Genomic DNA, 22,759 nt, shown 5'->3' on the forward strand with positions numbered 1-22,759 from the left:
AAACACCGTGTCAGGATCCGGGCGTCGTCGCGTGGGTCGAGCAACACGGTGGAGGCACGATGTCGTTGTTCGCCCGGCTGGGTCGGGGACGCGGGGTGGTCGCCCGACTCGTGGCGGTGGCGATCGCGGCGACGCTGGTGACCGCGCCGGCGGCCGCCGCCGCTACCTGGGAGGTCGAGGGCGAGAACGACCCGTCCACCTTCGACTGCGACCACCTGTACTACAGCAACTACCTGTCCGGGATGCAGTTCGAGAACGACGCGTCCGGCGAGCCGACCATCGACAACACGGTGATCAGCAAGCGGGTCGGGTCCGGGTTGCCGGCCTACTGGTCGACCAGCATGGCGCTGGGCAAAGATCCGGACAGCGGGAACGTGGCGGCGTTCTACGCGAACTACACCACCTCGAACCTGACGCTGTACAAGCACGTCTCGGGCACCAACACGGTGACCGACGAGATCGCCGGCGGCCAGGGGCGCCAACTGCCCGGCGGGACGAACTGGGGCGGCATCGCCGCGGACCCCGCGGCCGGCGCGCTGTACGGGGCGCAGAACGGCGGCGTGCCCAAGCTGTTCCGGATGGACCTCGCGACCGGTGCGACGCAGGAGTGGACGCGCGGGGTCAACCTGACGTCCGTGCCGCCCGACGACCCGGTGTTCACCGGCGGGTCGATGGTGCCGGACATGTTCGTGGACAGCAACGGCGGCGCGTACTACGGCATCTCCTACGGCGGCTCGTCCTACGTGTACCGGCTGGACCCGGCGACGGGGACGACGACCCAGGCCGTGCACGTCACCGGGCCCGCGTCCGCCAACGGCTTCAACAACTACGGCATGGCGTACGCGCACAACGCCATCTACCTCGGCCTGTACTCCGGCGCGCTCTACAAGGTCGACCCGGTGACGGGGGTGTCGGAGCAGGTCGCGGGCGGCAACGCGCACCAGAACCAGGTCGGGCGGATCGAATCCGAGCCCGGTGGCACGTGGCCGATCACCGACCTCGCCGCGTGCCGAATCGCGCCGGACTTGACGAAGAAGATCGTGGTCGCCAAGACCGCGGACCAGACCGATGCCCGACCGGGTGACAAGGTCACGTACACGGTGACCGTCCGCAACACCGGCACCGGTCCGGCGTCCGGCGTGTCCGTGGTGGACGACCTGACCGGCGTCCTGGACGACGCGACGTACAACAACGACGCCGTCGCCGTCGGCCCGTCCACCCAGCCGGTCTACGACGGCACGGCGCAGAACCTCACGTGGACGGGCGACATCGACGCCGGAGCCACCGTCACCATCACGTACTCGGTGACCGTGGGCACCCCGCCCGGCGGCGACAAGACGCTCCGCAACACCGTCACCTCACCGGACGGCAACTGCTCGGCGGGCTGCTCCACCGAGGTGCCGATCGCGTTGCTGCGCCTGAAGAAGGCCAGCGCCCCGGCCGACCCGAAGCCCGGCTCGACCATCACCTACACGGTGACCGCGACGAACGACGGCACCGCGCCGTGGACCGGGGCGACGTTCACCGACGACCTGACCGGCGTGCTGGACGACGCCGCCTACAACAACGACGCCACCGCGAGTTCCGGCGCGGTCGGCTACGACGCGGCCGGCCGGAAGCTCACCTGGACGGGCGACGTACCAGCCGGCAGCACGGTGACGGTCACGTACTCGGTGACCGTGGGCAGCCCACCCGCCGGCGACAAACGCCTGACCAACGCCGTCGTCGGCCCGGACGGGACGAACTGCTCGCGGGGCTCCACCGACCCCGACTGCCGCACCGACGAGCCCATCACCGGCCTGGTGATCCGCAAGACCGCCGCGCCCGCGACCGTCAAGCCCGGTGACACCGTCACGTTCACCATCACCGCCGAGAACGTCGGTGGCGCGGCGGTGACGGGCGCGACGCTCACCGACGACCTGACCGGCGTGCTGGACGACGCCGACTACCAGGCCGACGCCGTGGCCCGCGTCGGCGGCACGAACGCGCCCACCCAGCCGACCTTCGACGCCGGCACCCGCAAGCTCACCTGGACCGGTGACGTCGGCGTCGGCCAGACCGTCACCATCACCTACACCGCCACGGTCAAAGCACCGCCCACCGGCGACTTCTCGCTGGTCAACACCGTGACCGGGCCGGACGGCTCGACCTGCCCGCCGGGATCGACCGACCCGGCGTGCGGCAGCGTGACCCCGGTCGGCGCGGTCACCGTCCGCAAGACCGCCGACAAGGCGACCGCCACACCCGGCGAACGCGTCACCTACACCGTGACGGTCGTGAACACCGGCCAGGCGGACTACCCCGGCGCGACCTTCGCCGACGACCTGACCGGCGTGCTGGACGACGCCACGTGGGACGACCAAATCACCGCCGACATCGGCACGGCCACGTTCGACGCGGGTGCGAAGCGCTTGACGTGGACCGGCGACGTCGCCAAGGGCGCGACCGCGACCATCACCTACTCGGTGACGGTGGGGAACCCGCCTGCTGGCGACAAGAGGTTGCGCAATGTGGTGACGGGGCCGAACTGTCCGGCGGGTTCGACTGATCCGGCGTGTGGGACGGAGACGTTGGTCAGGTCGGTGAAGTTGGTGAAGACGGGCAGCCCGGCCAATCCGAAGGTCGGTGACGTCGTCACGTACACGGTTGTGGTGACCAACACCGGCACTGCTGCCTACGGTGGGGCGTCGTTCGTCGATGACCTCAGTGACGTGTTGGATGACGCCACCTGGGACGGCAACACCACGGCGACGGTGGGTGCGGTTGTTTTCGACGCGGCGGGTCAGAAGCTGACGTGGACTGGTGATCTGGCGGTCGGTGCGACGGCGACCGTGACCTACACGGTGACGGTGACCAACGCTGGTGACCAGTTCCTGCGGAACGTCGTGAGCGGTGACGGTTCGAACTGTCCGCCGGGTTCGGACGATCCTGATTGCCAGGTCGTGCTTCCCAAGCCTCAGCTGGGAATCGTCAAGTCGGTGTCGGCTACCAGCGTGAAGCCTGGCGAGGTGGTCACGTACACGGTCACCGTCACGGAGACCAGCGGGAACGCCGGGTACCCGGGCGCGTCCTTCACCGATGATCTGGCCGGCGTCTTGGACGACGCTTCGTGGAACGGTGATGCCACGGCGAGTTCGGGTTCCGTGACGTTCGACGCGGGTGCGAAGACCTTGGCGTGGCAGGGGGATGTCGCTGCCGGTGCCACGGTGACGATCACCTACAAGGTGACCGTCGGGACGCCACCGGGAGGTGACAAGAAACTGCGCAACGCCGTGACGGGGCCTGAGGACTCGACGTGTCCGCCGGGCGGGGACTGCGGCACGGACACCCCCGTCGCCCTGCTGGAGATCAAGAAGACGACCGCGCCGACGACCCCGAAGGCCGGTGACACCGTCACGTTCACCGTCGTGGTGAGCAATACCGGCGAGGCCGACTACCTGGGCGCGTCCTTCTCCGACGACCTGTCCGGCGTGCTGGACGACGCGGTTTGGAACGGTGACGCCACAGCGACCTCCGGCACCGCGACGCTCGACGCCGGAGCGAAAACCCTGGCGTGGAACGGAGACGTGGCCAAGGGCGGCACGGTCACCGTCACCTACTCGGTCACGGTCGGCCGCCCGCCGGGCGGGGACCGCCAGTTGCGCAACGCGGTGACCGGGCCGGACGGGGCGACGTGCCCGCCGGGCTCGACGGACCCCGACTGTTCGACCGTGACACCGTTGGCGTTGCTGGAACTGGCCAAGACAGCGTCCCCGGCGACCGCGAAGCCGGGGGAGAAGGTCACCTACACGGTCACCGTCCGCAACCCCGGTACGGCGACCTACGTCGGCGCGACCTTCAGCGACGACCTGACCGGCGTCCTCGATGACGCGACCTACAACGGCGACGCCACCGCCGGGGCGGGCAGCGTCACGTACGCCGCGCCGAACCTGACGTGGCGGCACGACCTGCCCGCCGGCACGACGGTCACCGTCACCTACTCGGTCACGGTCGCCTCGCCGCCCGCCGGGGACGGCGAGCTGCGCAACGCCGTGACCGGACCGACCGACTCCACGTGCCAAGGCGACTGCGGCACCGTCACACCGGTTGCCGCGCTGCGCATCGTCAAGAGCGTCGCGCCGACCGATCCCCGGCCCGGCGACGAGGTGACCTACACGGTGCTGGTGACCAACACCGGCAAGGCCACGTACGCCGGGGCGACGTTCACCGACGACCTGTCCGGCGTGCTGGACGACGCCAGGTACAACCAGGACGCCCAAGCCACGGTGGGCGCTGTCGCCTATGCCGCACCGGTTCTGACGTGGAACGGCGATATCGGGGCGGGCGCCGAGGTGCGCGTCACGTACTCCGTGACCGTGAACCGGCCGCCCGGCGGTGACAAGCTCCTCAAGAACGCCGTCACCGGCACGTCCGATGGGAACTGCCCGCCCGGCAGCACGGATCCGGACTGCGGCACGGTCACGCCCGTGCCGGCGTTGAAGCTGGTCAAGACCGGGACGCCGAACGACCCGAAGACCGGCGACACGGTCACGTACACGGTCACCGTCACCAACGTCGGCGAGGCCGCGCACCCGGCCGCGACGTTCACCGACGACTTGACCGGCGTGGTCGACGACGCCACGTACAACGGCGACGCGTCGGCGTCGGCGGGCGCGGTCTCCTATGCCGCACCGAAACTGACCTGGACGGGGGCGCTGGCGAAGGGCACGACGGCCACCGTGACCTATTCGGTGACGGTCACGAACGTCGGCGACAAGCGGCTGAGCAACGTGGTCACGTCCGACGGCTCCAACTGCGAGCCCGGGTCCGACGACCCGGACTGCCGTTCGACCCTGCCCCTGCCGAAGCTCTCGATCCGCAAGTCGGCGACCCCCGACGCGGTGCCGGCGGGCGGGACGGTGACCTACCGGGTCGTCGTGGCCAACACCGGCGAAGCGCCGTACCGGGGTGCGACGTTCAGCGACGACCTGACCGGCGTGCTGGACGACGCTTCCTACAACAACGACGCGGCGGCCAGTGCGGGCGCGGTCACGTACGCCGCGCCGGTGGTGACGTGGACCGGTGACGTTCCGGCGGGCGCGGAGATCACCGTGACGTACACGGTGGTGGTCGGGACGCCGCCGGCCGGTGACAGCTTCCTGCGCAACGCGGTCACCAGCCCGGACAACACGAACTGCCCGCTGCCGATGCCGGCGCTGTTCACGCGGGCGGCCGGTCCGATCGATCCGGCGTGCGCGACCGAGACCCCGATCCAGGCGCTGACCATGCGCAAGGTCGCCGATCCGGCCCCAACCGTGGCCCCCGGCGGGACGGTTCGCTACACGGTGACGGTCCACAACACCGGCACCGCGCTGTACGAGCAGGCGGAGCTGACCGACGACCTGGCAGAGGTGTTGGACAACGCGGCCTACGACAACAACGTCAAGGCCGACACCGGGACCGTCACCGTCACCGGGACGGTGTTGCGCTGGCAGGGACGGCTGGCACCGGCCCAGTTGGCGACGATCACGTACTCGGTGACCGTGCACGTGGACGCGACCGGTTCGCTGCGCAACACGGTGGTGTCCACGACACCGGGCGCGAACTGCAAGCCGGAACGCCCGGACTGCACCACCAAGACCGACGTCACCGCGACCCGGCCGCCGCTGGCAGACACGGGCGCCCGGGTGCTGGAACTCCTCCTGGCGGCCTTGGCGCTGCTGGCGATGGGTGTACTGCTCGTGCTCCGGGGTCGCCGGACCTGAGCCGGTAACGAGGCGCGTGCCCGATCCGAGCGGTCGGGCACGTTACCGACTGCCGTCCGGTGAGAGGAACTCCAGCCGGTTGCCGAACGAGTCGGACACGTAGCACCGCCGGTACCCCGGGAAGTCGCCGTCCCAGCGGACGTCGACGCCCGCGGCCGCGACCCGCGCGGCCAACCCGTCGAGATCGGCGACGGCGATGCCGGGGTGGGCTTTGCGGGCGGGCCGGAAGTCGTCCTCGACGCCGAGGTGGATCTCCAGCCGGTCGGCCCGCACCCACACGCCGCCGCGCGCGGCGAGCACCGGGGGCTTGGGGACCTCGGTCATCCCCAGCACCCCGACGTAGAACGCCCGCGCCGGCTCCTCGCCGCCCGGCGGGATGGCGAGTTGCACGTGGTGCAGGCCGAGGCCGAACGCCCCGCTCTCCCGGTTCGTGACGGTGTTCGCGATCAGCCACCGCTGGGCGCCGGCCGAGGTCGCCTGGTGGACCGCGTTCGCGATCCGTTGGCCCCACAGCGATCGCGGGCCGCCGTACGGCTCGCCGCCGCCTTCGGGGCAGCACACGACGATCGCGTCACTCGGCGTCCCGGTGCCGCGCACCCCCGCGTCGGCCAACGCCTGCGCCTTCGCCTCGGTCGCCGTGACCACGGCGTTGACCAGCGCGCCGTCGGACAGGCCGACCGGTACCCAGCACACCGTGTTGATCGTCCCCGGTGTCCACGCGCCGGCGGAGGCGGAGGCCGCCGCGTAGGCCGGGTGGCTGAGCCCGACCGTGGCGACGCACTCGACCCCTCGGTCCGTGCCCGCCGCGGACTCCGCGACCACCGCCGCCGTCAACAGCCCCGCACCGGGACCGGTCAGCCCCCACGCGCCGGCGAGTTCGGCGACGTGTGCCACGGGGTCGCGGTGGTACTGGTCGTCCACCTCGACGTTGACCACCCACCGGCACGGCCCGAGCCCGCCGCCGACGACCGCCGTCGACAACGCCCGCACGCCGTCCGGGAACGACCACACCAGGGCAGGCCGCCCGTTGTCGGGCTGGACCAGGACACCGGGCGGCACGAGGGTGATCACCCTTCGCACGATACCGACGCCCGATCGACTGCGGCACAACGCCGGAACGGTCCGCACGGGTGCGCGGACCGTTCCCGGGGGGCGGGCTCAGCCGAGTTCGGCGTAGAACTCGCGGATGTCGTTGACCAGGACCTGCGGCGCCTCGTGCGCGGAGTAGTGGCCCGCCGCGTCGTTGGCGCTGCCGCCGGAGGGGACGCCGTAGGAGTTCCAGCGCACGATGTTGGCGTGGTCGCGGTCGGCGAAGCGGCGGATGGACTGGAAGTCGCCGGCGAACATGGCCAGCGCGGTCGGGGCCGTGGTCGGGGTGGTCGGGCGGTCGGTGTCGTGCGCGTCCTCGTAGTAGAACCGGATCGAGGAGCCGCCGGTGCGGGTCAGCCAGTAGATCGCCACGTTGGCCACCACGAAGTCGTCGTCCAGCGACTCGCCGAACAGCTGCGCGTTCCAGCCGAGCAGGCCCACCGGCGAGTCGGCCAGCGCGAAGGCCAGCGTCTGCGGCTGCTGGCTGTGCAGCGCGTTGAACGAGAACTTGTTGGCGTAGAACCACTCCAGGTGCTGGAGGGCGGCCAGGTCGGCTTCGCCGAGGCCCTCGAACTCGGCCGGGTCGCCGGAGGGGAAGGAGAAGATCTGGGTGACGTGCACGCCGATCACGCCCTCCGGGTCGAGCCGGCCGACCTCGGGGGAGACCATCGAGCCGCCGTCGTTGCCCACCGCGCCGTAGCGCCGGTAGCCCAGCCGGCTCATCAGCTCGACCCACGCGCGGGCCGTGCGCCGGGTGCCCCACCCGGTGCCGCGGGTCGGGCCGGAGAAGGCGAAGCCCGGCAGCGACGGGATGACCAGGTGGAACGCCGGGCTGCTCGCGGACGCGGGCTCGGTCAGCGGCTGGATGACGTCCAGGTACTCGACCACCGAGCCGGGCCAGCCGTGGGTGAGCACCAGCGGGGTGGCGTCCGGGCGGGACGAGCGGACGTGCAGGAAGTGGATGTCCTCGCCGTCGATCTCGGTGACGAACTGCGGGTAGGAGTTCAGCCGGGCCTCGAACGCCCGCCAGTCGAACCCGGAGCGCCAGTGCTGGGCGAGCCGGCGCACCCGGCCGTTGGGCACGCCGTACGCGTCGGCGACACCGGGCAGCTCGTCCGGCCACAGCGCCGCGTCGAGCCGGCGGTTCAGGTCGTCCAGGTCGGCCTGCGGGACGTCGACGCGGAACGGGCGGATCGCGGTGCTGCTCATGTCTGCTCCTCCGGAACGGAATGCTTTGTTCCGTTTCACCATAGCGGAGCGGAACGATCCGTTCCAGTGTTATCCTGGTCACCATGCCGTCACCGACCGAAGCCGGCCTCTCCGGCCGCCGCCAGCAGGCCGCCCTCAACGACGAGGCGATCCTCACCGCCGCGCGCGAGGTGTTCCTCCAGGACCCGAGGTCGCCGATCGCCGACGTCGCCAAGCACGCGGGCGTCGGGATCAGCGCGCTCTACCGCCGGTACCCGAGCAAGGAGGAGCTGCTGCGCAAGCTCTGCCACGACGGGCTGCGCCGCTACATCGCCGAGGCCGAGGCGGCGCTGGCCGAACCGGACGCCTGGGCCGCGTTCACCGCGTTCCTGGTCGGGGTGGTCGACGCCGACGTGCACTCGCTGACCGTGCACCTGGCCGGCACCTTCACCCCGACCCCGGAGATGGGGCAGGACGCCCAGCGCGCCGGTCAGCTCGCGGAGGCGCTGGTCGAGCGTGCGCACGCCGCCGGGAAGCTGCGCGCCGACGTCGTCGCCCAGGACCTCGGCCTGGTCCTGGAGGGGTGCGCCGCGATCCGCATGCCCGACGCCGGGCGCACCGCCGAGCTGCGCCGCCGGGTGCTGGCCATGATGGTGGACAGCCTCGCCAGGACCGGCGGCCCGGACCTGCCGGGCCCGCCACCGGCACCCGGCGAGTTCAGCTGGCGCTGGCGTCCCCGGCCGTGACCCCGTCCCCGACCCGTCCCCCGGCCGTGACCCGACGGCCGGACGTGACCCGACGGCCGGACGTGGCGCGGCGGCCGTACGGGACCGCGTCCACCAGGGTCACCCGCACGGTCGCCCCGTTCGGCACGACGTAGGAGCGCCGCTCGCCGGGCCGCGCGCCGGTCAGGGCGGTGCCCAGCGGCGAGCCCGGCGAGTAGACCTCGACGTCGCCGTGCTCCGGGTCCCGCACGCCGAGCAGGAACGTCTCCACCTCGCCGGTGTCGTCGTAGCGGACGGTCAGCACCATGCCCGGCTCGGCGACCCCGTCGTCCGGCGGGTCCTCGCCGACCACCGCGCGCGCCAGCAGGTCCCGGACCTCGCGGATCCGCGCCTCCCGCCGGCGCCCGGCGGTGACCGGGTCGTCGTCCGCGCGCGGCGTGGGCCGGGCGAGCAGGGCGGCCAGCTCGGCGCGCAGCCGGTCGTGGGCCTCGGGGGTCAGCCAGTCGGTCATGGTGTGCTCCGGGAAGTGCGCCGTCAGGGCGGCCGGTGGCGCGCCCTGACGGCGGTGGGGTCCGTGGTCGCCGGGTGTTGTGCCGACTCCGACCCCCACGGACATGGGGGAGTGGTCAGTCCGACAGCGGGCCGCGCCGCCGCAGCAGCGCGTCCATGTCGTGGGCGTAGCCCGTGGCGACGCGCATCAGCACGTCGCGCTGGGTCCGCAGGAACGCGTTCTCCGAGCGCAGCCAGGCCAGCTCGGCGCGCTCGTCCTCGGTGAGCCCACCTCGGGCGGTCTCCACCGGGCTCACCGCAGCGGGTCGAACTCGCGCAGGGCCTCCGGCTGCTTGCCGGTGGTGACCTGCTCGGCCAGCAGCCGCCCGGTGACCGGGCCGTGCGCGAGGCCCCACATGCCGTGCCCGCCCGCGACGTAGACGTTCGGTGCCCGCACCGCGCCGATCACCGGCCGCCCGTCCGGCGTGACGGGGCGCGGCCCCACCCACACGTCGGTCCGCTCATCCCACCGGACGCCGCGTAGCAGCGGGCGGGCCGACGCGACGACGGCGTCCACGCGGGCCGTCACGCCGGGCGCGTCCGGGTCGCGGAACTCCATGGTGCCCGCGACCCGCAGCCCGCCCTGGTACGGCGTGCACGCCACCCGCACGTCCGGCAGGTACACCGGACCGGGCACGGCGTGCTCCACGGGCACCGTGAACGAGTACCCGCGGCCCGCGCGCACCGGCACCCGCACACCCCAGCCCCGGGCCAGCCGCGACAGCCACGCGCCCGTCGCCACCACGGCGACATCGGCCGCCACGGCGTCCCCGAACCGCGGGTGCACGGTCACACCCTTGCTGTACGGGCGGATGCCGGCGACCTCGAACAGCCGCACCTCCGCGCCCCGGGCCACCACCGCGCGGGCCAGCGCCTGCACGAACCCGCCGGGATCGACGTACCGCTGGCCGTCCACCCGCACGCCCGTCGTGAGCGCCTGGGACGCCAGCGGGACCTGGGAGCGCAGCTCGTCGGCCGACAGCACGGTGTGGTCGACCGGCTGCCCCTGGTCGGCCATCCGCCGCAACTCCCGCAGCAGTCCCCGCGCTTGGCGGGACGTCTCGAACGCGGCGGTGATCGGCGCGTCGACCACGGGCGCTGTCACGCCGTTGGCGGTCAGCACGTCGAACGCCTCCGCGCACTCGTCGTTGAGCGGCAGGTTCGCCCGCACCGCCCGGTTCCACGACGACCAGCGGCAGTGCGCCGCGAACCGCGCCAGGAACCCCCAAAGCGCGGGGTCGGCGGTCAGCGGCACGTGCAGCGGCGCGGTCGGGCTCAGCAGCGACCGCAGGCCGTAGCGCAGGACGTTCGGCTCGTTGAGCGGGATCGCCAGGCCCGGCGCGAGCCACCCGGCGTTGCCCCACGACGCGCCGGCCGCGACGCCGGAGCGGTCCACGACGGTCACCTCGACGCCGCGCTCCTGGAGGAACCACGCGGTGGACAGGCCCACGATGCCCGCCCCGACCACCACGGCCGACCTCGGCCCGCCGTCGACGCGCTCGACCATGACCACCTCCCAGACCTCCGGCACCCGCTCTCGGCACCAGGATGGACCGGCCGGCCCGGCAGGCTGCTGTCCGTTCCCTACAGTCCGGGGTCGGTTCCTTGTCCGGTCCCGACAGCGCCCGGGGTGTCGTCCTCGGCGGCCAGGGCGATGACCAGCGCGAGCCGCTTGCGGGCGTCGTCGAGGTCCAGACCGGCCACGCCCGCCATCTTCCGCAGCCGGTTGCGCACGGTGTTCTGGTGCACGCCCAGCCGGTCGCCGGCCTCGGCGAGGTCGCCCTGCGCCGCCAGCCACGCCCGCAGCGTCGCGGTGTACCGGGTGCCGTGCTCGACGTCGTGCCGGCGCAGCTCGGCGACCGGGCCCCGGGTGGGCGTCCGGCCCGCCTTGGCCGCCGCGCGCAGGCGTTGCAGCAGGATGTCGTCCCACGACTCGTCGTAGGCGGGCGGCGGGTCGTCCGGCGTGCGCGATTCGTGCAGGGCGAGGCACTCGTCGGCTTCCCGGCGCGCGGCGGGCAGGTCCGCGGGCCGTGCCGTGCCGCCGATCCCGGCCGAGACGGTGACCTGCGCGGGCAGCGCCGCCCGCAGCGCGGCCACCCACTCGCGGGCCGGCGCCGCCCGCTCGCCCGGCAGCACGGTGTAGAGCGAGGTGCCGGCCAGCGCGCTGCGGCCCGGCCGCGACCAGCCGAACCCCGTGGTGGCCCGGTCGAACGCCAGCAGCAGCGCGGCGTGCCGCTCGTCGGCGACGTGCGCGCGGACCGCGATCACCCGCAGCGGCCCCGGCGGCAGCCCGAGCCGGCTGACCACCGTCGCGGCGTCCACCGTGCCCTCCAGGAGCTGGCTGACCAGGTCGGACTCCACCTGGCGCTCCAGGTCGGCGCTCGCCCGCGACCGGAGCAGGTGCAGCGCCACGGTCCGCGCGCCGTCCGCCAGGGCGGTGCGCCGCACGCCGGTCAGCGGTTCGGCGCAGGTCGCCCACACCGAGCCGAGCGCCTCCCGCCCGGCCCGCACCGCCACGACCATCCGGCCGGACAGCCCGTGCTCCGGGTCCGGCGGGACGAACAGCGGCTCGTCCGAGGAGGCCAGGTGCGCCACCACGCCGCGCGCGTCGAACAGCCGCCGCAGCGGTTCCGGGGTGCGGCGGCCGAGGATGGTCGCCGACCGGGCCGGGTCGGCGTGCTGCTGGAGGCTGGAGTAGGCCAGCACCCGCGACCGCCGGTCCTCGATGGTGACCGCGCCGCCGACCGCCGCCGCCAGGCTGTCGGCCAGCGCGAACAGGTCCGTCGGGCCGCGGCCGGACTCGGTCTCCCGGCCTTCCAGGACCAGGCCGTAGACCACGCCCGCGAGCTCGCTCCACGAGACGGCCGGGTCGACCGCCAGCACGGCCACGCCGTGCGCCTCGCCGACGTCGGCGGCCTCCCGGTCGGAGCCGGTCCGCACCAGCACGACCGCCGCGCGGGCCGCCGCGCCCCACGCCACGGCCTCGGCCACCGAGCCCGCGCCGACCGCCAGGAACACGTCGCCCTGCGTGGTCCGGTCGTCCGCCGGGTCGTGGACGGCCACGCTGCGCAACTCCGCCGAGCGCGGCACCGGACAGCAGGCCAACCGCACCCCGTAGCCACCCAGGACGTTCACCAAGCGGTCCAGCCTCACCATGAGCAGCCCCCATCCCGAACGGCCACCCACGGTAATCGCGGCCCACGGGTCCGCGCCCGCCGGACCTGCCCCGGTGGTGTGCGGCGCGTCCGGGTCGGCGACCGCGACGTGCGGGACGTAGTCGTCCGCCCCGGCCACCGGGAACGCCGCGATCAGGTCGGGCAGCCGGGTGACGCGGGTGCGGAAGCGGCGGACGTCGCGCTGGTCGTTCTGGTGCAGCTGCACGTGGACCACCGCCTGCAACGCCCGGCAAGGTTCCGCCGCCACCTCAACGACCGAGGCACGTCCATCGCCGCCGCCGAAGCCTTGGCACACTTCGCCGTGCAGTTGGACCGGGGCCTCGGTACACCCAGCTGTACCTCGGCACCCCACCTGGCGCGCCCACGGTCCCGCACCTCGCACCATCGTGCCGGGAGCCGTCGGATTCCTACCGTGGGAACACCTTTCGAGAGGAGTTCCTTCGGTGCGTAGGACGAAGACCGTCGCGGCGGTGTTGCTCGTGATCGGTGTGCTGGCGCAGGCACCCCCGGCGGTGGCGACCCCGGCGGCGGCTCAGGTGTCGGCTCCGGCGTCGGGGATCGCCTGGCACGGGTGCTCGACCGGGCCCGGTGACGAGGTGGGCGGGCAACTGGACGCGGCCGGCGCGCAGTGCGGTGAGGTGACCGTCCCGGTCGACCACGACGACCCGCACGGGCGCCGGACGACCTTGGCGATGTCCCGGATCAAGGCGTCCGACCCGGCCCGCCGGCGCGGGGTGCTGATGATCAACCCGGGTGGTCCGGGCGGCCCGGGGATGCCCCAGGTCCTGCTGGGGCAGTACATGCCGGACGTCGCGGCGCGCTATGACCTGGTCGGGCTGGACCCTCGGTTCGTGGGCCGCAGTTCGCCGATGCGCTGCGACTGGAAGACCTCCACGTTCCTCCGGTCGGCCGGGCCGGGCCTGCGGTCGTTCGGCGAGAGCGTGGCGCTGGCCAAGGACCTGGCGCGCGGGTGTTCGTCACTCGACCACGACCTGTTGCGGTCCGCGTCGACCCGCAACAACGCCCGGGACATGGACGCCGTCCGGATCGCGTTGGGGGAGCGGAAGATCTCCTACTACGGCGTGTCCTACGGGACCTACCTGGGCGCGGTGTACCTGCAGATGTTCGGGTCGCGGGCCGACCGGTTCGTGCTCGACTCGGCGGTGGACCCGGACGTGTTCGGGCCGGGTCTGCTCCGGCCCACGGCACGGGCGTCCGCCGCTGCACTGCGGGACTGGGCGGGCGGCGCGGTCGGCCACGGCCTGGGTGCGACGGCGGAGGAGGTACTGGCGACCGTGAACGGGGTCGCGCGGTCCGCCGAGCGCCGCCCGCTCTCGGTCGGGAAGTACACAGTGGACGGTCACGTGCTGCCGTACCTGTTGTTCGTGGGCGTGTACAAGGACGATCCGGAATACCGCGCCGCCTTCACCGACTCGGTGCGAGTGCTCGCCGACGCCGCCCGGGGCATCCCCGTCGCCCCGACGCCGATGCTGGAGGAAGTGCTCGGCGGCCTGGCGACCGGGGAAGGGGACGCGGAGGACCGCGCCGGTGCGCCGACCGTCTGCGCCGACCGCAAGGCGTCCCGCGACCCGGCGACGTACTACCGGGACATCCAGGCGCACCGGGCCGCCGAACCGTTGTTCGGTCCGTTGGCGCGCAACATCTCCCCGTGCGCGTTCTGGCCCGTCACGCCCGCCGAGCCGACGACCCGGATCGCCAACGGCTCGCCGGTGCTGATGCTCGGCGCGGACGGCGACCCCGCCACGCCGCGCCCCGGCCAGCTCGCGATGCACCGGGCCCTGGCCGGTTCGCGGATGGTGACGCTGGAGGGCCGGTTCCGGCACGGCGTGTTCCTGACCGCCGGCAACGCGTGCGCCGACACCGCCGTGCGGGACCACCTGGTGGGCGGTGTGCTGCCCGCGACGGACCGGACGTGCCGCTGAGCCGGCCGCGCAGGTAGGTGAGGTCAGCCGCGCAGGTAGGTGAGGACGGCCAGCACCCGGCGGTGGCCGTCCTCGGCGGGCAGGTCCAGCTTGGCGAAGATGTTGCCGATGTGCTTGGCCACGGCGTTGTCGCTGATGTCGAGCTCGCGGGCGATCGCCAGGTTGGCCCGGCCCTGCGCCATCAGCCCGAGCACGTCGCGCTCGCGCGGGGTGAGCCGGTCCAGCGGGCCGGTGGTCCGCTGCCGGGCCAGCAGCTGCCGCACCACGTCCGGGTCGATGACGGTCTCGCCGGCCGCGACCCGGACCAGGGCGTCGGCGAAGTCGGCGATCTCGCCGACCCGGTCCTTGAGCAGGTAGCCCACGCCCGCCCGGCCGGCCGGGCCGAGCAGTTCGGCGGCGTAGGCGGTCGCGGCGTACTGGGAGAGCACCAGCACGGCCGCGCCGGGGTCGCCCGCGCGCAGCGCCACCGCCGCGCGCAGCCCGTCGTCGGCGTGGCCGGGCGGCATCCGGACGTCGGTGACCACCAGGTCGGGCCGGTGCTCGCGGGCGGCGGCGAGCAGGGCGTCCGCGTCGCCCACGGCGGCCACGACGGTGTGCCCGAAGCGCTCCAACAACCCGACCAGGCCCTCCCGCATGAGGACGGCGTCCTCGGCGAGCACTACCCGCAGTGGCACGGCACCTCCAGCCGGAGCGTCGTCGGCCCGCCGGCGGGGCTGACGACGGTCAGCGTGCCACCCGCGACCGCCACCCGGTCGGCCAGCCCGCGCAGCCCGGTGCCGCGCTCCGGGTCGGCCCCGCCGCGCCCGTCGTCGGCGACCGTCACGACCAGCAGGCCGCCGGACACCCCGCCGCCGACGTCGACCCGGCTCGCGCCGGCGTGCCGCACGGCGTTGGTCAGCGCCTCGGACACCACGAAGTACGCGGTGGACTCGACGGCGTCGGGCAGCCGGCCGGTCGCGGCGAACCCGACCCGCACCGGCACCGGGCAGCGCTCGGCCAGCTCGTCCAGCGCCGCCGGCAGCCCCAGGTCGGTGAGCACCCTGGGGTGGATGCCCCGGATCTGCTCCCGGATGGCCGCCAGCGCCCGCCGCGCCTGCTCCCGGGCCGCGGCGACCAGCTCGCCGGCGCGCGGGTGGGCGTCGCCCAGCTCGATCTCGGCCAGGCCCAGGTTCATCGTGAGCAGGACCAGGTGCTGCTGCGCGCCGTCGTGCAGGTCCCGCTCGATCCGCCGCCGCTCCGCCTCGAACGCGCCCACCAGGCGCGTCCGCGACGCGGCGAGCTCGGCCACCCGGTGCGCCTGCTCGACCCCGGTGGGCGTGAGCAGCCACCGGGCGAACGCGGCCTGCCCCGCCGCGAGCGCGGACACCGCGTACAGCGCGACGGCGGTCGCCGGCACCCCGATGAGCAGGCCGACCACGCACGTCCCGCCGAACGTGTCGAGCACCAGCGGGCCCAACCGCAGGTCCACCGTGCCGCCGAGCAGGAACAGCACCGGCAGCAGGGCGAGCACCAGCGCGACCAGCAGGACGGCCAGCCCCGCCGCGGCGACCACCGGGAGCACGGTGAGCAGGCACAGCGCGTACCCCAGCTCCCGCCAGGTCGCGGGCTCGGTCAGCCGGCGGCGCAGCCAGGCGCGGACCCCCGGCCCGGCGACGAGGTGCGGATCGGCGGCGGGAGCCGGGTCGACCAGCCGCAGCCGCCGCCGTTCGACCGCGCCGACCGGGACGCCCAGCAGCGGCAGCGCCGGCAGGAGCGCCAGCACCGGGAACCACAGGACCACCCCGACCGCGACCGTGCCGGACAGGTGGGCCACGCACCGCCACGGCCAAGCCGAGCCCAGGAACCGCAGCGGGCTGCCCGCCATCGCCGACCACACCGAACCCGTCACCCCGCAGATGCTAGGAGCGCGGACACCCCGCCACACGGGCCCGGGGTACCACCCCGCCGGTACACCTGGCCGTACCCCACCTCGGACGATCACGGCCGGCCGCGCTGGACGAGGGCGCTGGACGAGGGCACCGCCCGGTCCGTCGTGGTCCACGCGATCAGCGCGCCCGAGGTCGAGTCGCAGGTCGCCGCCCAGTTCGACGCCATGGTCGAGAGCATCAGGACGACAGGGGCGGGCGCGTGAGCGGGACCCGGGCGGTGCCGGACCTCGTGGCCGCCCCGATCGGCGTCGACGGGTTCTTCCAACCCCGGCGGGCCGCGTTCTGGCTGATGCTGTTCTTCATGGCCAACGGCCTCGTCTCGGTGGTCGGCCTGCTCTTCACGGCCTCGCGGATCGTGCCGACGGCGGTGCTGTTCGGCGTCCTGGCGTGGACCCTCTACACGGTCCCGGCCGACTCGGCGATCTTCTCGCCGGCCGCCAAGCTCGGCGGCCCGGAGTTCGCCGCGCGGTGGGGGCCCGCCCTGGCCGGTCCGCCGGTCGAGGAGACCCTGAAGGTCCTCGGCGTGGTCCTGCTGGTGCTGGTCGCCCGCACCCAGTTCCCGACGATCCTGTCCGTGGGTGTGACCGGCGCGATGGTCGGCCTCGGGTTCAGGTGGTGGAGGACCTGAGCTGCTCGATCAACACCGCCATCGCGTTCCCGGTGGACGACGAGGTGCTGCCGGTCGCGGTGATGGTGGGCACGCGCGGCGTCCTCACCGGCATTTGAAGCCACGCCAGGTACACGTCGATCGCGGCGTTCGGCATCGGCTACTTCCTGACCCGCGAGCGCAAGCCGTTGACAGCGTGGTGGTCGAGGCGATGCCGGTCGCGGTGGTCGGCTACCTGATCTGGCGGCCGGGAGGAGGGCACCTACCTCAAGGTGCTCGCCGACCACTTCGTGTCCGACGACCTGATCACCCCCGAGGAGCGCGCCGACCTGGCGTCCCCGCGCCGCCGCCGGCACGCCCGCAAGGTGGTGCGCGAGGCGCATGGCCGCAAGGCCGCACGCGCGCTGCGCGACCTGCAACGCGAGCAGGTCCGGCTGGTCATGCACCACGGCCGCTACGGCGCGGGGGCGCACCTCGTGGACCACGAGTACGCCGCCCACCACGCCCGCGCGCAGGTGGAAGCACTGACTGTCAAGGTCTAGCCGCCCGCACGTGGGCTGCGCCCCGAACGCTCGCCCGGCCGGCCGACCGCGATCTACAGTCGGGTCGGCCGGGCCGAACGTGCGGCCGGGCACGCCGAGGAGGTGCCCGAGTGTCCGCGCGGTCAGGTCCGGAGAACCACCCCGTCACGAGGCTGCTGCGGTTCGCCCTGGTCCTGGTCGGGGTGGTGTGGCTGGTCGTCGTGCTGACCTCGATCGCCGAACAACCGGCACCGGGTGCCGCCGACGCCCAGGAACTCGCCCGGTCGCTGGAGACCGCCCTCAACGCGCGGGACGCGGCGGCCATGAAGGACCTGCTGGGCGGCCCGGTGGCCGGGGACGCCGGGACGGTCGCCGAGTTCCTGTCCGGCCAGGCCGAGCTGCCGCACGACGGGCCGTGGCGGGTCGCGGTGCGCGACCGGACCATCGAGGTGTCCGACGACCGGGGAACGCGGGCGCGGTACACCGCCGTCGAGCACGCGGGCCGCTGGCAGGTCAACCCGATCGGCCTGCTCGCGCCGGGCGACCCGGCCAAGTGACCGGGTCCGGGTGATCTGGCCCAATGATCTGGCCCAATGATCTGGCCCAATGATCTGGCTCAGTGATCTGACCCGTTGATCGGCTCCGGTGATCTGGTCTCGGTGGTCAGGTCAGGCGGAACGGGACTTCGGGTTCGGCGAAGTGCGCGGCCACGGCGTCGTCGTCCACTCCGGACAGGGTCGCGGGCGACCACCGGGGCGACCGGTCCTTGTCGATGATCTGCGCGCGGATGCCCTCGACCAGGTCGTGGTCGCGCAGGCACGCCACCGACACCCGGTACTCCTGCTCCAGCACGGCTTCCAGGTCCGGCAGGGCGCGGGCCCGGCGCAACGCGGCCAGCGTCACCTTCAGCGCCGTGGGCGACTTCGCCGCGATCTCCTTGGCCGTCGCGTCCTCGCCGTGCGCCACCAGCCGGTCGAGGATCTCCTCCACGGTGTCGGCGGCGAAGCACGCGTCGATCCACGTCCGGTTGGCGGCCAGCCGGGACGGCCCGACCTCGACGGCCGGCGCCGTGACGTCGGCCCCCTCGCGCAGCGCGTCCAACCGCCCGGACGGCACCAGGAAGTCCGCGAGTCCGCAGTGGACGGCGTCCGCACCGGACAGCACGCCGCCGGTCAGCGCCGCGTAGGTGCCCGACTCGCCGGGCGCGCGGGACAGCAGGTAGGTGCCGCCGACGTCGGGCGCGAGACCGATGCCGACCTCCGGCATCGCCAGCCGGGTCCGCTCGGTGACCACCCGCACCGACCCGTGCGCCGACACCCCGACCCCGCCGCCCATCACCAGGCCGTCCATCAGCGCGGTGTACGGCTTGGGGAACCGCGCGATCCGGGCGTTCAGCCGGTACTCGTCGGCCCAGAACCCGGGCGTGGCCGTCCCGCCGGCGACCGCGTCCCGGTGCACGGCGCGGATGTCGCCGCCCGCGCACAGCCCCCGGTCCCCGGCCCCGTCGAGCAGCACCGAGCGCACGCCGTCGTCCGCCGCCCACGCCACCAGCGCCGCGTCGACCGCCCGCACCATGTCGTGGGTCAGGGCGTTGATCGCCTCGGGCCGGTTCAACGTGATGCGGCCGACGCCGCGCTCGACCCGGATGTCCACTTCGCCCACGAACGCCACTCCCCGCTCAAGCCCCTGCGAACCACCCTAGGACAGCCCGGCGGGCCCGTTCGGGTGGGCCGGCTCACCTCACCAGGGCCGCAGCCACGGGTCGAAGTCCACGATGTCGCGGATCGGCGCGAACTTCTCGGCCAGTTCCGGGGTCACCATCAGCACGCCGACCTCGATCCGGTCCCCGCCGCCGGTCCGGTGGATGCCGTTCGACGGGTCGTTCATCAACGGCCGCAGCACCTCCTCGGCCCGCGCGTGCATCGCGCGCTGGTCGGCGATGCTCGGCCGGCCGGGCGCGGCGACTACGCACAGGTTCCCGGTGTAGCGGGCGCGCAGCTCGCGCCCCGCCGCGTCCACGTCGCCGTCCACCACCTCGACCACCATGACCTGCACCGCGTCGCCGAGCGCCGCCGTGGTCTCCGGGTAGCCGTCCGGGTAGGACGTCTGCGGCATCCGGAACCGGTCCGGCGCCTCCTCCTGGACGTACAGGCCGAGGTCTTTGCCGATGGGCGGGTCGCCGCGCAGCCAGCCGCCGGGCGGCGGCGCGCACGGAACCGGGTCGGGCACCTGCCACGTCGTGGTCGTGGCGGTCGGCGGGCTCTGCCGGGTGACCTCCAGCGTCCCGGACCGCCAGACGCCCTCCAGCGTGACGTCGGTCTCCAGCGACGTGAGCCCGCTCGGGTCGACGCCGGTCACCGGCACCCCCATCTCGCAGGTCTGCGGCCGGGGCAGGTCGACCAGGAACACCGCGGTGCAGAACCGGACCGCCCGGCCGGCCACGACCTCGACCTGCCCGGTCCCGCGCAACCGGTCGCCCTCGTGCACCACCAGGTCCGCGGCGGGCCGGTCCGGCGAGGTGACCACGCCGGTGCCGAACGTCGCCGGTTCCTCCGGCGCGGCCCCGCTCGACAGCACGATCCGCGCCATGACCACCCCCGCCACCACGACGACGACCGCCGCGGCCGCCGGCAGCCACCACCGGACCGGGGAGCGCCGGGGCAGCCGGGCCGGGTCCAGCGGCGGGACCGGCGGCTGCTCGGCCCGCCACCGGGCACCCGCCTCGTGCAGCAGTTCGTCCACCGGGTCGGTCATCCGGCCACCTCCAGGAGAGCGCGCAGCCTGGTGCGCGCGTCGGCCAACGTGGACTTCACCGTGCCCTCGGCGCAGCGCATCACGGCCGCCGTCTCGGCGACGGTGAGCCCGACGAAGTAGACGCAGTCCACGGCCGCGCGCTGGCGGCCGGTCAGCCGGTCCAGCGCCTGCCGCAGGTCCAGCCCGGCGTCGGACACCGGCTCCACCTGGCGTTCCCGGGCGAGCACGTCCGGCCGGCCGCGGGCGCGCGCCCGGCCGGCGCGGTCCGCGGTGATCGCCAGCAGCCAGGCGGTCGGCGTGCCCTTGCCCTCGTCGTACTGCCGCCGTTTGAGCCACGCCCGCAGCAGCGCCTCCTGCACGACGTCGTCGCGCTCGGCGTCGGGGGCCAGTCGCGCGGCCAGTCGGGCCATCGCCGGCAGGTGCGGTCGCACCCAGTCGGCGAACTCCCGCCGGTCGGCCGGTGCGCCGTCGCGCACGGTGTCCATACCCCCTCTACCCCCGGCCGGGCCGGTTTGGTTGGGCCGGGGCGGCCGACCGGTGCGAAGTTCAGCCGACCGGCCCAGCCGCCGGGCCGTTCGGGGTCACCCGCCGGCCAGGTTCGACACCGCCATCGCGGCCGTCACCACGACCAGCAGGCCCAGGTACACGTGGGCGTAGGCCCGGTCCGGGATGCGCGGGGGGCGCAGCTTGAGCGCGAGGATGACCGGGACGGCTCCGGCGAGCAGGGCCGCGGCGGCGGTGACGTCGACCAGGCCGACCAGGTGGTCCGCGCCGGTGCCGGGCGTCCCGCCGGCGATCAGGAACACGGCCGTCGAGGGGACGGCGATGGCCAGCGTCAGCGGGTTGGCCAGGGCGGTCGCGGTGCGCATCGGGTGGCCGCCGCGGCGCAGCAGCGGAACGGTCAGCACGCTGCCGCCGACGCCCAGGAACGCCGCCACGGCCCCGATCGGCACGCCCAGCGCCGAGCGGATCACCCCCGAGCCGGGCCCGGCCGGGCCGGTCGCCGGCCGGAGGAACCCCGGCCGGGCCGGCAGGTCGGCGATCGTGCCGACCAGGTAGCCGACGAACGCCCAGCGCAGCAGGTCGGCCGGGGCGTACCGGGCGGCGATCGCGCCTGCCGCCGCACCGACCGCGAGCAACCCGATCAGCGCGTGCCGGCCGCGCAGGGCGCGCAGCACGTCCCGCCGGGTCGAGGCGGTGGCGATGGCGGCGTTGACCACCATCACCACCGCGGAGGTGGCCACCGCGACCCGGGCCGCGTCGCCGCCCAGGTGGGCGTCCGCCCAGACGATCACCGGCACGGTGACGAACCCGCCGCCGAAGCCGAACACGACGGTGGTCAGGCCGGTGAGGAGGCCGATGCCGAGCAGCGCGGGGAACACCCGACCAACACCACCAGACACGAGGTGGTCTCGCATTCGATGATCGGCGCGAACCTTTCGCGACTCGGCCGCTACGGTGGGCGCGATGAGGAACGTGCCGCTCGCCGACCACGACCACGTCGACCGGGACGTGCTGCCGATCGGCACCGACTACCCGCCCCGGCACGTGCTGGACTGGCACGAGCACCGCCGGGCGCAGTTCCTCTACGGGGCGACCGGGGTGATGGCGGTGGAGACCCGGGACGGCACGTGGACCGTGCCCACCGACCGCGCCGTGCTGATCCCGGCCGGCACCCCGCACCGGGTGCGGATGGTCGGTGTCAGCACCCGCAGCCTCTACGTCGAGCCGGGCGCGGTGCCGTGGTGGCCCGCCACCTGCCGGGTCGTGGACGTCACGCCGCTGCTGCGCGAGCTCCTGCTGGCGGCGGTCGAGTTCGCCGCCGACTACGACCTGGCCGGCAGGGAAGGCGCGGTGGCGGCGCTGCTGCTGCACGAGATCGCCGCCCTCGCCCCGCTGCCGCTGCACGTGGCCCTCCCGTCGTCCCCGGACCTGGCGGACCTGTGCCGGGGCTACCTCGACGCACCCGACGCGCGGGCGACCAACACCGAGTGGGCGGCCCGGGTCGCGATGAGCGAACGCGCCTTCACCCGCCGGTTCCGCCACGAGCTGGGCCTGAGCCCGGCGACCTGGCGGCTGCGAGCCCGCCTGCTCGCGGCGGCACCGCTGCTGCGCACCCGCACGGTCACCGAGGTCGCGGCCCACCTGGGCTACTCGTCCCCGGCCGCGTTCACCGCGGCCTTCAGCGCCACCTTCGGCCTGCCGCCGTCCCGGCTGGTGCGCCGGGCGTGACGGCGGTGACAGTGGCGCGGTGGATCACCGGCCCGAGCCCGATGTCGCCCGGGTGAGTTATGTCCACAGTGGACATAACTGTGGCGGACACCCGAAGCCTGCCCTGTTCCTGGCACGATCGCCGCGCGGCTGGCGCTCGGCGCGTGGGGTTGCGGTGTTCGCGACCCGCCGCACGGTGTCCCTCACCGCGACGCCCGCCACCACGGCGGCCCTGTCGACCCTCACGTTCCCACCTGTCGCACGAAAGGGTGATGTGGTTCCCGGAACTACCTCGGCTGTCATCCGACTAACTGGTCGACGCCC

19 protein-coding genes are annotated in these 22,759 nt (G+C 74.0%); 7 read left to right on the top strand and 12 right to left on the bottom strand.

Annotated elements, in window-relative coordinates; genetic code table 11:
* The first annotated feature begins 59 nt into the window (after window positions 1-59).
* Window positions 60-5,744 (top strand): DUF11 domain-containing protein, encoded by a 5,685-nt coding sequence (locus BN6_RS13615; RefSeq protein ID WP_015100230.1) that lies wholly within the window; start codon window positions 60-62, stop codon window positions 5,742-5,744.
* A gap of 42 nt (window positions 5,745-5,786) precedes the next feature.
* On the opposite strand, the gene BN6_RS47780 is transcribed toward BN6_RS13615, so the two are convergent.
* Window positions 5,787-6,815: an adenosylcobinamide amidohydrolase gene (locus BN6_RS47780; protein ID WP_197540265.1), complete on the bottom strand. Its 1,029-nt coding sequence runs from the start codon at window positions 6,813-6,815 to the stop codon at window positions 5,787-5,789.
* Between the two features lie 87 nt (window positions 6,816-6,902).
* Window positions 6,903-8,042: an epoxide hydrolase family protein gene (locus tag BN6_RS13630; protein WP_015100232.1), complete on the bottom strand. Its 1,140-nt coding sequence runs from the start codon at window positions 8,040-8,042 to the stop codon at window positions 6,903-6,905.
* A gap of 83 nt (window positions 8,043-8,125) precedes the next feature.
* On the opposite strand from BN6_RS13630, the gene BN6_RS13635 reads away from it, so the two are divergent.
* On the top strand, window positions 8,126-8,767 hold the full coding sequence (locus BN6_RS13635; RefSeq protein WP_015100233.1) for a TetR/AcrR family transcriptional regulator: 642 nt from the start codon (window positions 8,126-8,128) through the stop codon (window positions 8,765-8,767).
* On the opposite strand, the gene BN6_RS13640 is transcribed toward BN6_RS13635, so the two are convergent.
* The 4 genes from BN6_RS13640 to BN6_RS13655 all read right to left on the bottom strand — a co-directional run bounded on the left by BN6_RS13640 (window position 8,739) and on the right by BN6_RS13655 (window position 12,451).
* Window positions 8,739-9,257 carry a GreA/GreB family elongation factor gene (locus BN6_RS13640; RefSeq protein ID WP_063641801.1) on the bottom strand — a complete coding sequence of 173 codons (519 nt, stop codon included), beginning with the start codon at window positions 9,255-9,257 and terminating at the stop codon, window positions 8,739-8,741. The two genes, BN6_RS13635 and BN6_RS13640, sit on opposite strands and share 29 nt — an antisense overlap.
* Window positions 9,258-9,372: 115 nt before the next feature.
* The gene (locus BN6_RS47395; protein WP_015100235.1) at window positions 9,373-9,543 is read right to left on the bottom strand and encodes a hypothetical protein; all 171 of its coding nucleotides are present in this window, start codon (window positions 9,541-9,543) and stop codon (window positions 9,373-9,375) included.
* Between the two features lie 5 nt (window positions 9,544-9,548).
* Window positions 9,549-10,802, bottom strand: coding sequence for an NAD(P)/FAD-dependent oxidoreductase (locus BN6_RS13650; RefSeq protein WP_041316690.1), 1,254 nt, complete (start codon window positions 10,800-10,802; stop codon window positions 9,549-9,551).
* A gap of 77 nt (window positions 10,803-10,879) precedes the next feature.
* The gene (locus BN6_RS13655) at window positions 10,880-12,451 is read right to left on the bottom strand and encodes a PucR family transcriptional regulator (protein ID WP_041316693.1); all 1,572 of its coding nucleotides are present in this window, start codon (window positions 12,449-12,451) and stop codon (window positions 10,880-10,882) included.
* A gap of 463 nt (window positions 12,452-12,914) precedes the next feature.
* Here BN6_RS13655 and BN6_RS13660 point away from each other — a divergent pair, with 463 nt between their 5' ends.
* Entirely contained in the window at window positions 12,915-14,414 is a 1,500-nt protein-coding gene (locus BN6_RS13660; protein ID WP_015100238.1) for an alpha/beta hydrolase, read from the top strand.
* A 23-nt stretch (window positions 14,415-14,437) separates the two neighbouring features.
* Here the strand turns inward: BN6_RS13660 and BN6_RS13665 are convergent, their stop codons facing one another.
* Window positions 14,438-15,082: a response regulator gene (locus BN6_RS13665; RefSeq protein ID WP_197540331.1), complete on the bottom strand. Its 645-nt coding sequence runs from the start codon at window positions 15,080-15,082 to the stop codon at window positions 14,438-14,440.
* Window positions 15,073-16,302 carry a sensor histidine kinase gene (locus BN6_RS13670; protein WP_041312735.1) on the bottom strand — a complete coding sequence of 410 codons (1,230 nt, stop codon included), beginning with the start codon at window positions 16,300-16,302 and terminating at the stop codon, window positions 15,073-15,075. The genes BN6_RS13665 and BN6_RS13670 overlap by 10 nt, the downstream gene beginning before the upstream one ends.
* A 239-nt stretch (window positions 16,303-16,541) precedes the next feature.
* Between BN6_RS13670 and BN6_RS13675 the strand changes: the two genes are divergently transcribed.
* The 3 genes from BN6_RS13675 (at window position 16,542) to BN6_RS13685 (ending at window position 18,027) form a co-directional block, all read left to right on the top strand.
* Window positions 16,542-16,970 (top strand): PrsW family glutamic-type intramembrane protease, encoded by a 429-nt coding sequence (locus BN6_RS13675; RefSeq protein ID WP_015100241.1) that lies wholly within the window; start codon window positions 16,542-16,544, stop codon window positions 16,968-16,970.
* A 251-nt stretch (window positions 16,971-17,221) separates the two neighbouring features.
* The gene (locus BN6_RS13680; protein ID WP_015100242.1) at window positions 17,222-17,491 is read left to right on the top strand and encodes a hypothetical protein; all 270 of its coding nucleotides are present in this window, start codon (window positions 17,222-17,224) and stop codon (window positions 17,489-17,491) included.
* Between the two features lie 110 nt (window positions 17,492-17,601).
* Window positions 17,602-18,027, top strand: coding sequence for a hypothetical protein (locus BN6_RS13685; RefSeq protein WP_015100243.1), 426 nt, complete (start codon window positions 17,602-17,604; stop codon window positions 18,025-18,027).
* A 106-nt stretch (window positions 18,028-18,133) separates the two neighbouring features.
* On the opposite strand, the gene BN6_RS13690 is transcribed toward BN6_RS13685, so the two are convergent.
* The 4 genes from BN6_RS13690 to BN6_RS13705 form a co-directional block, all read right to left on the bottom strand.
* Window positions 18,134-19,132, bottom strand: coding sequence for an enoyl-CoA hydratase/isomerase family protein (locus BN6_RS13690; RefSeq protein ID WP_041316696.1), 999 nt, complete (start codon window positions 19,130-19,132; stop codon window positions 18,134-18,136).
* A 78-nt stretch (window positions 19,133-19,210) separates the two neighbouring features.
* Entirely contained in the window at window positions 19,211-20,224 is a 1,014-nt protein-coding gene (locus BN6_RS13695) for a hypothetical protein (protein ID WP_015100245.1), read from the bottom strand.
* A complete protein-coding gene (locus BN6_RS13700) occupies window positions 20,221-20,709 on the bottom strand; it encodes an RNA polymerase sigma factor (RefSeq protein ID WP_015100246.1) in 489 nt (162 codons plus the stop codon). The genes BN6_RS13695 and BN6_RS13700 overlap by 4 nt, the downstream gene beginning before the upstream one ends.
* Window positions 20,710-20,805: 96 nt before the next feature.
* Window positions 20,806-21,606 carry a sulfite exporter TauE/SafE family protein gene (locus BN6_RS13705; RefSeq protein WP_041312738.1) on the bottom strand — a complete coding sequence of 267 codons (801 nt, stop codon included), beginning with the start codon at window positions 21,604-21,606 and terminating at the stop codon, window positions 20,806-20,808.
* Window positions 21,607-21,691: 85 nt separating this feature from the next.
* On the opposite strand from BN6_RS13705, the gene BN6_RS13710 reads away from it, so the two are divergent.
* A complete protein-coding gene (locus tag BN6_RS13710) occupies window positions 21,692-22,456 on the top strand; it encodes an AraC family transcriptional regulator (protein ID WP_015100248.1) in 765 nt (254 codons plus the stop codon).
* Window positions 22,457-22,759 lie beyond the last annotated feature (303 nt).

The organism is Saccharothrix espanaensis DSM 44229 (assembly GCF_000328705.1).
Classification (GTDB): Bacteria; Actinomycetota; Actinomycetes; order Mycobacteriales; family Pseudonocardiaceae; genus Actinosynnema; species Actinosynnema espanaense.

Bases quoted from the DNA above. Each gene is read 5' to 3' on its own strand.
- BN6_RS13615 (WP_015100230.1), top strand. From the start codon at position 60: ATGTCGTTGTTCGCCCGGCTGGGTCGGGGACGCGGGGTGGTCGCCCGA.
- BN6_RS13630 (WP_015100232.1), bottom strand. From the start codon at position 8,042: ATGAGCAGCACCGCGATCCGCCCGTTCCGCGTCGACGTCCCGCAGGCC.
- BN6_RS13635 (WP_015100233.1), top strand. From the start codon at position 8,126: ATGCCGTCACCGACCGAAGCCGGCCTCTCCGGCCGCCGCCAGCAGGCC.
- BN6_RS13640 (WP_063641801.1), bottom strand. From the start codon at position 9,257: ATGACCGACTGGCTGACCCCCGAGGCCCACGACCGGCTGCGCGCCGAG.
- BN6_RS13650 (WP_041316690.1), bottom strand. From the start codon at position 10,802: ATGGTCGAGCGCGTCGACGGCGGGCCGAGGTCGGCCGTGGTGGTCGGG.
- BN6_RS13655 (WP_041316693.1), bottom strand. From the start codon at position 12,451: ATGGTGAGGCTGGACCGCTTGGTGAACGTCCTGGGTGGCTACGGGGTG.
- BN6_RS13695 (WP_015100245.1), bottom strand. From the start codon at position 20,224: ATGACCGACCCGGTGGACGAACTGCTGCACGAGGCGGGTGCCCGGTGG.
- BN6_RS13700 (WP_015100246.1), bottom strand. From the start codon at position 20,709: ATGGACACCGTGCGCGACGGCGCACCGGCCGACCGGCGGGAGTTCGCC.
- BN6_RS13710 (WP_015100248.1), top strand. From the start codon at position 21,692: ATGAGGAACGTGCCGCTCGCCGACCACGACCACGTCGACCGGGACGTG.